The 13854-nt window shown below is 56.2% G+C and carries 12 protein-coding genes; 4 read left to right on the top strand and 8 right to left on the bottom strand.

Annotated elements, in window-relative coordinates; translation table 11 throughout:
• Nucleotides 1-27: 27 nt before the first annotated feature.
• The 5 genes from mlaD to ACDI13_RS08820 form a co-directional block, all read right to left on the bottom strand.
• Nucleotides 28-504, bottom strand: coding sequence for an outer membrane lipid asymmetry maintenance protein MlaD (mlaD, locus tag ACDI13_RS08840; RefSeq protein WP_094197984.1), 477 nt, complete (start codon nt 502-504; stop codon nt 28-30).
• A 21-nt stretch (nt 505-525) separates the two neighbouring features.
• A complete protein-coding gene (gene mlaE / locus ACDI13_RS08835; protein ID WP_316988347.1) occupies nt 526-1311 on the bottom strand; it encodes a lipid asymmetry maintenance ABC transporter permease subunit MlaE in 786 nt (261 codons plus the stop codon).
• Nucleotides 1308-2132: an ABC transporter ATP-binding protein gene (locus tag ACDI13_RS08830; RefSeq protein WP_316988346.1), complete on the bottom strand. Its 825-nt coding sequence runs from the start codon at nt 2130-2132 to the stop codon at nt 1308-1310. The genes mlaE and ACDI13_RS08830 overlap by 4 nt, the downstream gene beginning before the upstream one ends.
• 188 nt (nt 2133-2320) lie before the next feature.
• Nucleotides 2321-2851 (bottom strand): chromate transporter, encoded by a 531-nt coding sequence (locus tag ACDI13_RS08825; RefSeq protein ID WP_316988345.1) that lies wholly within the window; start codon nt 2849-2851, stop codon nt 2321-2323.
• Nucleotides 2848-3423, bottom strand: coding sequence for a chromate transporter (locus ACDI13_RS08820; RefSeq protein ID WP_316988344.1), 576 nt, complete (start codon nt 3421-3423; stop codon nt 2848-2850). The genes ACDI13_RS08825 and ACDI13_RS08820 overlap by 4 nt, the downstream gene beginning before the upstream one ends.
• A gap of 723 nt (nt 3424-4146) precedes the next feature.
• On the opposite strand from ACDI13_RS08820, the gene ACDI13_RS08815 reads away from it, so the two are divergent.
• The 3 genes from ACDI13_RS08815 (at nt 4147) to ACDI13_RS08805 (ending at nt 8347) form a co-directional block, all read left to right on the top strand.
• Complete coding sequence (locus tag ACDI13_RS08815; protein ID WP_316988906.1) at nt 4147-6501, top strand: 3-hydroxyacyl-CoA dehydrogenase NAD-binding domain-containing protein; 2355 nt, start codon at nt 4147-4149, stop codon at nt 6499-6501.
• Nucleotides 6502-6520: 19 nt separating this feature from the next.
• A complete protein-coding gene (locus ACDI13_RS08810) occupies nt 6521-7714 on the top strand; it encodes an acetyl-CoA C-acyltransferase (protein ID WP_316988902.1) in 1194 nt (397 codons plus the stop codon).
• Nucleotides 7715-7894: 180 nt separating this feature from the next.
• Nucleotides 7895-8347, top strand: coding sequence for a hypothetical protein (locus ACDI13_RS08805; protein ID WP_316988901.1), 453 nt, complete (start codon nt 7895-7897; stop codon nt 8345-8347).
• A gap of 99 nt (nt 8348-8446) precedes the next feature.
• Here the strand turns inward: ACDI13_RS08805 and ACDI13_RS08800 are convergent, their stop codons facing one another.
• The gene (locus tag ACDI13_RS08800; RefSeq protein ID WP_316988900.1) at nt 8447-9352 is read right to left on the bottom strand and encodes a DMT family transporter; all 906 of its coding nucleotides are present in this window, start codon (nt 9350-9352) and stop codon (nt 8447-8449) included.
• 81 nt (nt 9353-9433) lie between these two features.
• Entirely contained in the window at nt 9434-10825 is a 1392-nt protein-coding gene (locus ACDI13_RS08795) for a PLP-dependent aminotransferase family protein (RefSeq protein WP_316988899.1), read from the bottom strand.
• A gap of 126 nt (nt 10826-10951) precedes the next feature.
• On the opposite strand from ACDI13_RS08795, the gene ACDI13_RS08790 reads away from it, so the two are divergent.
• The gene (locus tag ACDI13_RS08790) at nt 10952-11815 is read left to right on the top strand and encodes a DMT family transporter (protein ID WP_316988905.1); all 864 of its coding nucleotides are present in this window, start codon (nt 10952-10954) and stop codon (nt 11813-11815) included.
• A gap of 222 nt (nt 11816-12037) precedes the next feature.
• On the opposite strand, the gene ACDI13_RS08785 is transcribed toward ACDI13_RS08790, so the two are convergent.
• Nucleotides 12038-13528, bottom strand: coding sequence for a nucleobase:cation symporter-2 family protein (locus ACDI13_RS08785; RefSeq protein WP_316988898.1), 1491 nt, complete (start codon nt 13526-13528; stop codon nt 12038-12040).
• Nucleotides 13529-13854: the final 326 nt, after the last annotated feature.

Below are 13854 nucleotides of genomic sequence, written 5' to 3'. Positions count from 1 at the left end.
CTGTAATGAGCAGGTGTCGGCGGGGTACTACTCCGATTTGGAGCCGCCGTCATTGGAGGCCGTGTTGTAAAGGAACTTGCTGATGAGTTCCTCCAGCACAACCGCGCTTTGGGTATAGGTAATGGTGCTGCCGCTTTGCAAATTCTTGTCGTCGCCACCAGCAGTCAGGCCTATGTACTGTTCACCCAGCAGACCCGAGGTCAGGATGGAGGCTGACGTGTCTACGGGAAACTTGTAGTGTTCGTCCATATCCAGTGTGACCACGGCTTTGAAGTCCTGATTGTCAAAACCAATGGAGCTGACTCGACCAACGACTACACCGCTGGCCTTGATGGGCGCACGCGGTTTCAGGCCACCCAGATTATCGAATTTTGCCGATACCTGGTAGGTTTTGGCAAAGGAAAAAGAACTGAGGTTACCTGCCCGCAGGGCCAGGAATGCCAGTGCGACCAGCCCCAGCAAAACAAACAGGCCAACCCAGAAATCGGTTTTCTCGCGATTCATAACTGAGCAATTCCTAAATAGTTAACTGAACATAAGGGCGGTGAGCAGGAAGTCCGTGCCCAATACCGCCAAAGCGCCGCTGACAACTGTGCGTGTGGTCGCGCGAGACACGCCTTCGGGCGTGGCCTTGGCATGCCAACCCATATACAGCGCAATCAAGGTCACGATCAGGCCAAATACCAGGCTTTTGATCACACCGTTCAGGACATCATCAATCACATCGACACCGTTTTGCATTTGCGACCAGAAGGCGCCTGCATCAATGCCGATCATTTGTACGCCGACGATATAGCCGCCCAGGATACCGACCATGGAAAAGACGGCGGCCAGAATGGGCATGGCAATAATGCCGCCCCAAAAGCGCGGCACCAGCAGGCGGCGCAAGGGGTCTACCGCCATGACTTCCATGGCGGCAATCTGTTCACCGGCTTTCATCAGGCCGATTTCGGCAGTCAGTGATGTACCGGCCCGGCCTGCAAATAGCAGGGCGGTGACAACCGGCCCCAGTTCACGCACCAAAGACAGGGCGACCAGCAGACCGAGAGCCTCTTCGGAGCCGTAGCGATTCAGCGTGTAATAGCCCTGCAAGCCCAGCACAAAACCTACGAACAGGCCGGAAACGGCAATGATCAGCAGCGAATAGTTGCCAATAAAGTGGATTTGCTGGGAAATCAGACGCGGACGGCGCCACAGCAGCGATGAACGCGCTAACAAGGCGGCAAAAAGGCGGCTGAATGCGCCCAGCCCGTAAATGCTGTTGCGTATCGCAGCACCTAGCGCGCTAAGCGGGGCGGTAATGAAGTTCATGGGCGCGTCGTCCGATTTTGGAGCCAGGCTTCAAAAGCCGGGGTGACGGGATAGTTAAAGGCGATAGGGCCGTCGGGTTCGCCACGCAGGAACTGTTGCACGTAGGGATCTTTGGAGGCACGCAGCTCGGTAGGGGTGCCCTGGGTCAGCAAACGTCCCTGGCCAACCATATAGACTTGATCCGCAATGGCAAAAGACTCGGCCACATCGTGCGTAATCAGTACCGAGGCGCAGTTCAAGCGGTCGGTCAGGTCTCGAATCAGTTGTGCGGTAATGCCCATAGAAATAGGATCCAGGCCGGCAAAGGGTTCGTCGTACAGAATCAGCTCGGGTTCCAGCACAATGGCGCGGGCCAGGGCAACCCGGCGGGCCATACCGCCGGATATTTCATTGATGCCCAAATGGGCGGCGGCACGTAGTCCAACCGCGTTCAGCTTGTCCAGCACACGGTCTTCAATGGCGGCTTCGGAGTCGTCTGTCAGCTCCCGCAGGGGAAAAGCCACGTTTTCAAACACGTTCAGATCGGTAAACAGGGCACCCTGCTGAAACAGCACGCCCATGCGTTGGCGCGTCTGGCGCAAGGCCTCGCCGTTCAGTTGGGCCAGGTCCTGGCCAAAAACAGTCACAGTCCCTTTCTGAGCACGAATTTGTCCGGTAGCAGCACGCAGAAGTGTTGTTTTTCCGGAACCCGAGCCCCCCATCATGGCGACAACCTGGCCTTTCTGGACGGTCATGGACACATCCGCCAGCACGGTAAAGGCACCATAGCCCAGCGAGGCAGAATCCAGATTTAGTACGGCTTGGTCAGTATTTACAGCCATGTCGCGGGCAAAAGGGGGGTAAAAGGACCTGCCATTGTACTGCTTGCAGCTATGCTGGCTCAATGTCTTGCGCGTTCTGAACACAGGATCGTGACGCTTTTATGACCTATTTTGTGGCTCTTGATACAGCCACTTACTTCCAGGTGGATATAAGTGCCAATTGGGCCTTTTTATGTGGCAAATGTGTGTTAGCCAACAGGTTGTATCAGGGTGAATAGCAATCCACCCCCCGCCAGTAACCATAAAGGGTTGATGCGGCTAAACAGCAGGATGGTTGTACAGGCCAGTGCCGTTCCCCAGGCCCATAGCCCACCTTGGGCTGCTTTCAGAATCGTGCCGCTGGCTGCCAGAATCATTCCGGCGGCAATAGGCAGCAGACCGATCTCGATGGCGCGAATGAGGCGCGTACCTTCATAGCGTTTCCAGATCGTTGCCAGGTAATAGATCAGCAAGGCCGACGGCAGAAAAATGGCGACGGATGCTGCCAATGCCCCTGCCCAGCCTGCTGCTTTCCAGCCCACCAGGGTGACCAATAAGGATTTCGGGCCGGGTGTCAGGCGTGACAGGGCGAACAGATCCAGAAACTCCTGGTTGTTGAGCCAACCATGAATGTCCACTGATTGCCGGTGAATTTCCGGAATGATGCTTTGACCCCCACCGATGGTAAGAAAGGATAGGGGAGCGAACACGCGCATGAGTTGGAGTAGAACCGTGATCATGATTGCTTCGCCGCTTTATCCCCAAGCTGCAGCCAGGCGTACCAGATGGAAAGCGGCGCACAGATCAGAATAACGGGGATCAGGCTCCATTCCATGACGAAAATGCCAATAAAAACCGCCAGCATCAGTGCCATCGGCACGATTCCAGTGGCTGCGCTGCGTGCCGATCGGACGCCCATCTCAAGGGAAAGACCAATAGCGGCAGCGGCAATTCCGGCCATGACTTGTGGCACCAGGGTAGAGCCTGTTAGTTGTTCCAGACCAATCAGCATGAAAATGGCTAGCAGCAGCGGGGGGAGCACCATGCCCAGCGTGGCCACTAAAGCTCCAGGTCCGGCCAGCAGACGGTAACCAATCCAGATAGAAAGGTTCACCACATTGATGCCGGGCAGCGCCTGAGACAAGGCGAGGCCGCTAAGAAAATCTGCTTGGCTCATCAGGCGTCGCTGGACGACGAACTCTCGCATTAACCAGCCGCTCAAGCCTCCGCCAAAGCTGGTCAGGCCGATGCGGGCAAAGATCAAAAACAGGGCGCTTAAGGATAAAGGAGCGGCTTCTTGGGACCGGGTCATAGGGCGATGAAGGCAGATAGGGCTCGGCAATAGTAGAGGTTTGAGCATTCTGGCATACAAAGTAAGCCGTTTTTGCTCTCTCGTGTGTGTGGTCAAGAGGCTGATCTTCCCGGTCGGAGCGGCGGTGGGGGCTGGATGGGCAAGAGTGTGGTTGCTGGGCAGGGATTGCCCACGTTCTTTTTATCCCCCTGAGTGTTTCTTGTTTGTTTGAAAAAATTAAAGAAAAAATTAATTAAAGCAGCTTTAGAAATTAAATAAAAAATGAATTGAAATAAATAAGAAAAAAATTAAATAAATGACTTGAGGCCATGTGCGATGCCAGCTTGAGGGAGTCTGTCATGATCGTTGATAAGGAGTGAGAAAATGGGCTGGTTATGGCTTCAATGCGTTGAAATAAAAGATATTGAAACGATCGTTTGAAATTCGGATGGGGCGTTGAAGAGGATGGGCAGGCTGGTCAGGATCAGAACATGGACAGTTTTATGAAGTTGGATTTGATCTATACCCATCTTTGATTGAAAATAAAAAAGACTTTTGGGTCTTAATGCCGGTTGTGCGTGTACGATTATTCGATTGCCTCGCATCGTAGAGCGTCCGTTTGGGGCCTTATGCTGCGTGGGGTTTCAGTTTCCTGGAGACAAACCTATGACATCTAGTTCAGCCAGTGCAGTGACGGGCAGTGCCCGTACCTTGCGTCGGGTCGCCGTGTGCGGTGCCGGCGTCATGGGCGCGCAAATTGCCGCCCATTGCGTGAATGCAGGCATACCAGTAGTTCTGTTTGATCTGCCCGCCCGCGAGGGGCCAAAAAATGGCATCGCCATCCGTGCCATTGCCAATCTGCGCAAAATGAATCCTGCTCCTTTGGGTACGCCAGACCTGGCCGACCTGATCGAGCCCGCCAACTACGAGGACAATCTGGATCGTCTGGCCGATTGCGATCTGGTGATCGAAGCTATTGCCGAGCGTCTGGACTGGAAACAGGATCTGTACCGCAAGATCGGGCCCGCACTGAATCCCAACGCTATCATCGCCAGCAACACGTCCGGCCTATCCATCACCTCTTTGGCAGATGTTCTGCCAGAGGCCTTGCGTCCACGTTTTTGTGGCGTGCACTTTTTCAACCCACCGCGTTACATGAGCTTGGTGGAGCTGATCCCCACGAAGTACACCCAGCCCGAGCTGCTGGATGTTCTGGAAGCCTTCCTGGTATCACAACTGGGCAAGGGTGTGGTGCGCGCCAAAGATACCCCCAACTTCATCGGTAACCGCATCGGTGTTTTTGGCATTCTGTCTGTATTTGAGCAGGCTCGCCGTTTCTCCCTGACTTACGAGCAGGTTGATGAATTGACGGGCACTCGGCTGGGGCGCGCCAAATCGGGTACTTACCGTACTGCTGACGTGGTTGGCCTGGATACCCTGGCACACGTGATCCGTACCATGCAGGATCAGTTGCCTGATGACAGCTTCAAAGCACACTTTGGCCTGCCCCCAGAAGTGCAGGGCCTGATTGATGCAGGCGCTTTGGGTCAAAAGACCGGTGCCGGTTTCTTCCGCAAGAAGGGCCGTGAAATTCAGCGTTTTGATGCCCAGCAGCGCGATTACGTGGCCGCTGACCAGAAAATCGATCCCGATGTCGCCGCCATTCTGGCCGTACGTGACCCGGCTGAGCGCCTGCGCCAGTTGCGCGAGTCCGACAAGCCTCAGGCTCAATTCGTGTGGGCCGTGCTGCGCGACACGTTCCACTACAGTGCTATTCACCTGCAAGACATTGCCGACAACGCCCGTCAAGTGGATCTGGCCTTGAAATGGGGCTTTGGTCACAAGCAAGGCCCGTTCGAGATCTGGCAAGCTGCCGGATGGCGTCAGGTGGCCGAGTGGATCAACCAGGATATCCAAGACGGCAAGACACTGAGCAGCCAGCCGCTGCCAGACTGGGCTACCCGTGGCCCCGTGTGGGAAGCGCAAGGCGTGCATACCGCTGCTGGTTCCTGGAACCCTGCACAAAGTCGCTTTGAGGGCCGTAGCGATCTGCCCGTTTACCTGCGCCACATTGGTACACCTTTGCTGGTGGGCGAGGTCGAGTCCCTGGAAACCACCACGGTTTTCGAGGATGAATCGGTACGCTGCTGGACGCTGCCTGCGCCGCACCCACAAGATGTGTTGATTGTGTCTTTCAAGACCAAGATGCACACGCTGAGCCCTGGTGTGGTCAATGGCATGTTCAAGGCGGTTGAACTGGCTGAAGCTTCGTATCAGGCTCTGGTGGTGGCCCAGGATGGGGATCCATTCTCCGCTGGCGCTGACCTGAAAGCCATTTTGCCCGTGTTCGAGAAAGAAGGCGTGGCCGGTGTTGAGCCGGTAGAGCGCGCCATGCAGGACATGGTTCTGCGTATCCGTTACGCCCAAGTACCTGTGGTGGCTGCGGTTGCTGGTCTGGCTTTGGGTGGTGGTTGCGAACTGGCTGTGCATTGCGCGCACCGCGTCGCTCACTTCGAGTCCTACATTGGTCTGGTTGAAGTGGGTGTGGGTCTGGTTCCAGGCGCAGGTGGTCTGGCTTACTCGGCTCGTCGCTCGGCTGAACTGCAAGCTATGGGAGCACCTGATGCCCCGCTGCTGGCTTACCTGAAGCGTTTTGCTCTGGCGATCGCCAGCGCACAGGTGTCGCGCTCCGCTCTGGATGCTCGTCAGCTTGGCTTCCTGAAAGAGTCCGACACCATCGTCATGAACCGTCAGGAACTGGTGTACGTGGCCGTCCGTCAGGCACAGGCTCTGGCCAGCGCCGGTTGGCGTGCTCCGTTGCCACGTCGCTTCCCGGTTGCCGGCCGCGATGGCATCGCCACGCTGAAAGCTCAACTGGTGAACATGAAAGAAGGTGGTTTCATCTCGGAATATGACTTCCATATTGCCGAGAAGGTCGTAACCGTGATCTGCGGGGGCGATGTGGATCCAGGCTCGCTGGTGGATGAAGCCTGGATGATGGCGCAAGAGCGGCAGGCTTTCCTGGAGCTGCTCAATTCCCCCAAGACCCAGGAACGTATTACTGGGATGTTGAGCACTGGCAAGCCAGTGCGTAACTAGAGCGGATCAAGGAGTAGACATGACTGTACAACAAGCTTATATCGTCGCTGCCAAGCGTACGCCCATCGGAAAAGCGCCTCGCGGTGTGTTTTCGTCCTACCGCCCTGACGAGCTCTTGGCGGAAGCCATTCGCGGCATGCTGGCCGATGTGCCCAAACTGGACCCTGCCGCCATTGAAGAAGTGGTAGCCGGTTGCGCCCTGCCTGAAGGCCCGCAAGGTTTTAACGTTGCGCGTATCTCTGCCTTGCTGGCAGGCCTGCCGCACACCGTAGCCGGGATGACTGTCAACCGTTTCTGCGCCTCGGGCTTGAGCGCCATTGCGATTGCTGCTGACCGTATTCGTACGGGTCAAGCAGATATCATCGTGGCTTCGGGTGTGGAATCCATGAGCCAGGTGCCGGTAATGGGCGTGAACACCACGTTCAGCCCCGAGATTTTCGCCTCGGACGAAAACTACGGTATTGCCTATGGCATGGGGCTGACCGCTGAAGAAGTGGCGCGTCAGTGGAAAGTGTCCCGTGAAGATCAGGATGCGTTTGCCCTGGCTTCGCACCAGAAAGCCGTCAAGGCCTGGGAATCAGGCGAGTTCACGGGCGAAGTTCTGCCTGTGAGCGTGACGCGTCGCCAACCGAACCTGAGCACTCAGGAAATCTCCGTCAAAACCCAAGTGGTTGATCGTGACGAAGGTCCACGTCCTGATACCAGCCTGGACGTGCTGGGCAAGCTGCGACCTGTGTTTGCTGCGCGTGGCTCGGTCACGGCTGGCAACAGCTCGCAGACCTCGGACGGGGCAGGTGCCTTGCTGGTGGTGTCCGAGCGTGCTTTGCGCGAACACAATCTGACACCGCTGGCCCGTTTCGTGACCTTCTCGGTCCGTGGTGTGCCACCCCAGATCATGGGTATCGGCCCTAAAGAAGCCGTGCCTCATGCGCTGGCCTTGGCTGGCCTGAAGCAAGACCAGATGGACTGGATCGAGCTGAACGAAGCCTTTGCTGCTCAATCTCTGGCGGTGATTCGTGATCTGGGCCTGGACCCCGAGCGCGTCAACCCGCTGGGTGGTGCTATCGCCATGGGTCACCCTCTGGGTGCAACGGGTGCCATGCGTGCCGCTACCGTGGTTCATGCCTTGCAGCGTCGTCAACTGAAATACGGCATGCTCACCATGTGTATTGGTACCGGCATGGGAGCCGCCGGAATTTTCGAGCGGACATAATTTCCGATCTGCTTCTGTTTCTATCGTTGCTGGACAAAGCCGCCTGCGGGCGGCTTTTTTATGGGCTTGCCCCCTGTGTGAGTGGCTAATGGATTGATATGATTAAGATAGTTTTCGTAAAACCCGCGGTGTGATCGATATACTGATTCAGGACATACGCATCCCTACGGAGGTTCGACATTGAAAACGCACACTGATCCCGTTAAGTATGACGCCGTAGACTGGCATGTTGGGGGAGACTATCCCGCCGATCTGGGCCCGCAAGGAGGTCGTACACACATAGGCATGTATTTGTCTTGGTTGGTGGAAAAAGACCTGCTGGCGAAGGCTTTTGTGGATCGCTTCCCTAACGAGGTTCGCCAGTGCCGTGATCACATGCTCAAAGGCTCACACCTGCTGCAAGCGTGTTGCGAGGATGTGTTGGTCAGCGAAGACTTGTCTGAGCTGGGTAAAGCGTTCAGCGATTTTTATTACGACGAGCTGTTTCTGGACGATTACGTGGATACGCTGGACGACGCGGCCCTGCCATCGATTTATCACGTGTCCGACGATTGGGACAACTATGAAGCCTTGCGCCTGGTGCTGGAACAACGCTATCAGCATTGGCGGCATGAGCAGGGGCTGGATGATTAGCATTGCTGACCGTCTTAGGCATCGCCAGTGAATTTACGTGAAATTGGACGGTGAGGTAGAGCCGTCTGCTCTCTATTTTCCATGGACGGCGTCGCTGATCTACGCTGCCTTGCGCTGGCCGATCAGTCCTGTGGCCAGCACGGTGCCAAACAGCACGGTGCTCATACCGATCAGCATCTGCGCGGTCAGGGCTTCGTCCAGTAGCAAGGCACCCCACAACACTCCGAAAGGCGGCACCAGAAAGGTCACGGTAATGGTTTTGGAGGGGCCGACATTGGACAGCAGGCGGTAAAAAATCAGGTAGGCGACCGCCGTACACAGCAAGGATAAAGACAGCGCCGCGCCCCAGGCGTGTAGACCCGGAAACTGGGTGGGCCACCAGTAAATAGCGGCTGGCAATAAAACCAGCGTTGCGCTGACCATGCTACCTGCGGCTACAGCCTGTGGCGGCACGCCGCGCAGGTAACGGGCAGTAAAGTTGGCGGCAATACCGTAGAACACGGTAGCCAGCAAAGATGCCAGTACGGCCCAGCCTTCGGCACCTTTATTGAAGCTAAGCTTGTCGTACACCAGAATCAGAATGCCCAAAAAACCCAGACAAAGCCCCAAAATGCGGCTGGGTGTCAGGTGCTCTTTCAGCCAGACTCGAGCCACCAGTGCACCGAACAAGGGAGCCATGGCATTCAAGACGGCCAGCAGCCCCGATTCCAGCCGCAAGGCGGCAAAGGCGTATAAGGAGAAAGGCACAGCGGCATTCAGAATACCCAGTGCAAAGATGGGTTTCCAGTTCGCCAGAAAGGAGGGTAAACGTCCGGTGACGGTGATGTAGCTCATCAAGGCCAGGGCGCTGAAACCGACGCGTACGGCAGTCAGTGGAAAGGGGCCAAAATCGGGGACCGCTTGTAGCGTAAATAAAAACGAGCCGCCCCAGATGGCGGCCAGCAGGAATAAATCGCGTAAGTCTTTGGGGGACATGGGAGTGGGGGCAGTGGTGGTGGTCCGCATGGCTCGCATAACAGAGCAGATTGTAATCCTCTGTGCATGCTCGGAATACTGAATGGGTCTTGGTGGCAGGAGGTCTGAAATTTACACAGACAGCTCCTTGTCCAGTGCACGTTTCAGCACGCTAAAAACGCGTTTGTCACCGCACTGTGCGGCGTTGAAACGCAGGAACTGGTTGGCATCAGGGGCTTGGCTAAATACAGGACCTGGAGCCAGTATCACGCCATGTGGCAGGCAGGCACGGGCCAGACTCAGGGCATCATGTCCAGCAGGTAGCCGTGACCATAGAAACATACCCTCGCGGGGGCGTAGCCAGGGCGTCAGACCGAGCTGCTCCAGTTGTGTCACGCTGTGGTCCATTGCTTTGGAGAGCCGGTATCGAACGCGTTCCAGATGCTTGCGATAGCCGCTGTCGCTCAGCGCACTATTCAAAATTTGAGCAGATAGGTGGTTGCTGCTGAAGCTGGTAGCGGTACGCAAATCAACCAGACTTTCGATCCAGGCAGTCTGGGCAGCGATGTATCCGCAACGCAGTGAGGCTGACAGTGTTTTGGAAAAACTGCCTATTTGCACGACGCGGGACAGGCCATCCAGTGCGGCTAGCCGGGTAGCAGGTCGGGTTTCCAGATCTCCAAAAATGTCGTCTTCAATAATGTAGAGGTCGGCACCTTGTGCCATAGCCAGTACGCTATGTGCCGTCGTCGCCGACAGGCGAGCGCCGGTTGGGTTGTGTATACCAGAGTTGGTGATATAGAGGCGGGGCTTGTGCTCTTGCAGTGCTGCTTCAAAAGCGACCAGGTTGGGGCCTTGATGGGTGTAGGGCACACCGACGACCTTGGCGCGGTGGGCGCGCAATAAAGCGTGAAAATTGAAGTAGCACGGGTCATCCACCAGGACGGTATCGCCTGGCTCCAGAAAAAAACGACAGATCAGATCAATGGCCTGTGTGCCCGAGTCGGTCAGCATGATTTGATGGGGAGCGGCATCAATTTCGGACAGCACCAGACGGCGGGCCAGCAGTTGGCGCAACGCTTCCAGGCCTAGCGGTGAACCGTAGTCTGTTAAGTCCGCACTGTGACTACGCGCTGCCTTGCGCAGACCCCGGCGCACCCCTTGGTCGTACATCCAGTCCGAGGGTAACCAGCCACAGCCTGGCATGACGACATCTGCATTGGCTTCCAGAGATTGGCGCGATATCCATAAGGGGTCAATATCCCGCTCCAAAGCCGGGTCCAGGGTGGCCAAGTTCAGGGGGGCCAACGGAGCTGTCACGTAAAAGCCTGACCCTGCACGGGCTTGGATCAGGCCTTCAGCCGCCAACCTGTCATAGGCTTCCACGATGGTGGACACGGAAACCCCTGCTGTCTGGGCTTGGGCGCGTACCGAAGGCAGTCGGGTGCCGGGTGGATAGGTTCGTGCCGCGATGCGTTCACGCACGGATTGCATGATGAGGTCTATACGGGTGACGGCAGGCATGAAGCGGGCTCGGACAGAGTGTATGGGGCTAATTAGCAGTACAGTTTTTTAAAACTGTATTGGACTGTGCCTGTGTATGCTGGCATAGCTGTGTTGTACTGACAAGCATCTTTGTCGGAGCGAATGATGGATAGCAAAGCAGTCAGTTGGCTAAACGGCTTTATGGGCGTCGCAATCTTTGCCGGTTCTTTACCGGCGACCCGTGTTGCTGTGCTGGGTATGGACTCTTTTTTCCTGACTGGAGCGCGAGCGGTAGTGGCGGCGTTGCTGGCTACGATCTGGCTGCTCGTTGGGCGAGTTGCGCGGCCGCAGCGAGCCGATCTGCCCTCCCTGGCTCTGGTCGGTTTTGGGGTGGTTCTGGGCTTTCCCTTGTTGACGGCCTTGGCCTTGCAGTACATCACCTCGGCGCATTCCATTGTGTATCTGGGCTTGCTGCCTTTGTGTACGGCCGTGTTTGGTGTGATTTTGGCGGGTGAACGCCACAAGCCCGTTTTCTGGGGTTTCTCTATTCTGGGCAGTTTGGTGGTCATGACTTATGCCGCACAAGAAGGCCTGGATGCTGCCTGGCAAGGCGATTTGTACATGTTGGCCGCCGTGGTGGTGTGTGGCATGGGCTATGCCGAGGGCGGACGTTTGTCGCGGCGTTTGGGGGGCTGGCAGGTTATTTGCTGGGCGCTGGTGCTGTCCGCACCCTTTATGTTTGTGATGATGGTTTGGTTCTGGCCGCAGAGCGTTAGCAGTGTGAATGCCTCGGCCTGGCTGGGCTTTGGCTATGTGTCGGTCTTTAGCATGTTTTTGGGTTTTGTGTTTTGGTACCGGGGGCTGGCGCATGGCGGGATTGCTGCGGTAGGGCAGTTGCAGTTGTTACAGCCTTTTATGGGTCTGGGTCTGGCTGCTGCCTTATTAGGAGAGGCTGTTCATGCCAGCATGATTTGGGTTACGTTGGGGGCGGCTTTATGTGTGGCCGGTGCGCGTCGCTTTGCGTCGTGATGACAGAAAAAGACGGGCTGTGCATCGCAGCTTGGGCCTAATGCCTCCCAAGGGGGGCGTTTCTAGCCTTGGGTGGCTCAGCAAGAAAAATAACTCATATGCCTGTTGCCGTTGGCCGCATCTGAGCGAGGCATCGTTACTTGATACCTAGCCGGTCGGTAAAAACCGGCCTATCTTTCTGGGAAGAGACAGGCCGGTTTCAAGACACGCTCGGCAAGTGTTTCAGGCTTCGGCGTGCTTGGCCGCTTCTACCGCTGCATGCGTATCTTCTTTAGCACCATTAAAGAACAGGTTCAGTAAAACAGCCGCAATCGAGGTCAGCAAGATGCCCGATTCGATCAGCGGGTGAATGGCGTGAGGCATCCATTGCATGTAGTTGGGAGCAACCAGCGGAATCATGCCCACGCCAATGGAGATGGCCACAATCATGGAGTTGTTGCGGTTGGTCTTGTAATCCACGCCGGACAGAATGCGGATGCCGGTGGCTGTTACCATACCGAACATGACAATCCCGGCGCCACCCAGAACGACCGTGGGCAGGGACTCGACCAGGGCAGCCATCTTGGGCAGCAGGCCCAGAATGACCAGAATCACACCACCGGCCACGCAGACAAAGCGGCTGCGCACGCCAGTGACGGCGACCAGCCCCACGTTTTGCGAGAAGCTGGAGTACGGAAAGGTATTGAAGATACCACCCAGCAAGGTGCCTAGGCCGTCGGTACGCAGGCCGCGCGCCAGATCTTTCTGATCTACTTTTTTGCCTGTCATGTCGCTCAACGCCAGGAACATGCCGGTAGATTCAATCAGCACGACAATCATGACCAGGGTCATGGTCGCAATGTGCAGAATGTTGAATTTGGGCATGCCAAAGTGAAACGGCAGAACCAGATCCACCCAGGCAGCGTTGGCCACTTTTTCGTAAGTCATGATGCCCATGGCCGATGCCACAACTGCGCCAATGACAATACCCAGCAATACGGCCACGTTAGCCAGAAAGCCTTTTGCAAATTTAGCGATCAGCAGAATCGAGGTCAGTACGATGGCCGCAATACCGAGACCGCTCAGGTTGGCATAGCGAGGGTTGGGCACGGTAGCCTTCAAGGCCAGGCCCTCAGGGGGCGGGGGCAAGGCAGAACCGGGCATGGCCGCGGCCGATTGTGCGTGCTGAATCCAGGCCAGGTGGTCGGGGTTAATGACCGTGGGGGCGGTAGGGCCAACAGGATTGCCGAAAATCCAGTTGATCCCCACACGCATCAGCGTAATGCCGATCATGGCAATAATGGTGCCGGTCACCACAGGTGGGAAAAAACGCAGCATGCGACTAACGGCAGGGGCGATGATCATGGTGATGATCCCCGCTCCGATTACGGTGCCAAAGAGCAACTGGGCTCCTTCCTGGCCAGGATTGGCCTGCGCCATGGATACCATGGGGCCGACAGCGGCAAAGGTCACGCCCATCATGACGGGCAGCTTGATACCAAAATACTGTGTAAAGCCCATCGATTGAATGATGGACACGATGCCGCAGACAAACAGGTCAGCCGCAATCAGGATTGATACTTCTTCAGATGTCAGGTTCAATGCCCGGCCCACAATTAGTGGAACCGCGACAGCACCGGCGTACATTACCAAAACGTGCTGCAAGCCCAGCGCCGCCAGCCTGCCGTTTGGTAATCGTTCGTCGACGGGTGCGGTAGTCGCGTTCGTACCCATGAAATGTCTCCAGAGTGGATTAATTATTAGATCAAGCCACTTCAATGTAACGGCGTGCGACAGTCAGGCCATAAGGCAATTCGTATAGAGCCTAGGTGAACCTAGCTATAGATAAGGGATAACCCCCGAAAAAATGTCCTGATTCGGGCGCTTTTGAGGCGGCTAAGGGAAAACACTGCTTTGGCAACACAGGGGGGCAAGTCAGAAAGGGGGGCGTCGTATACCGGCATCAATAGCGGTTTTGCGCTACTTGTCCGTATGTGGTGTTTGTATCAAAAATGAGTTTTTAGATACGATTGGCTGGTCTTTTTTCTCTTGTTGTAACG

This window comes from Alcaligenes faecalis, assembly GCF_041521385.1.
GTDB lineage: Bacteria > Pseudomonadota > Gammaproteobacteria > Burkholderiales > Burkholderiaceae_B > Alcaligenes > Alcaligenes faecalis_E.
This window is presented reverse-complemented; position numbering and strand designations above follow the sequence as displayed.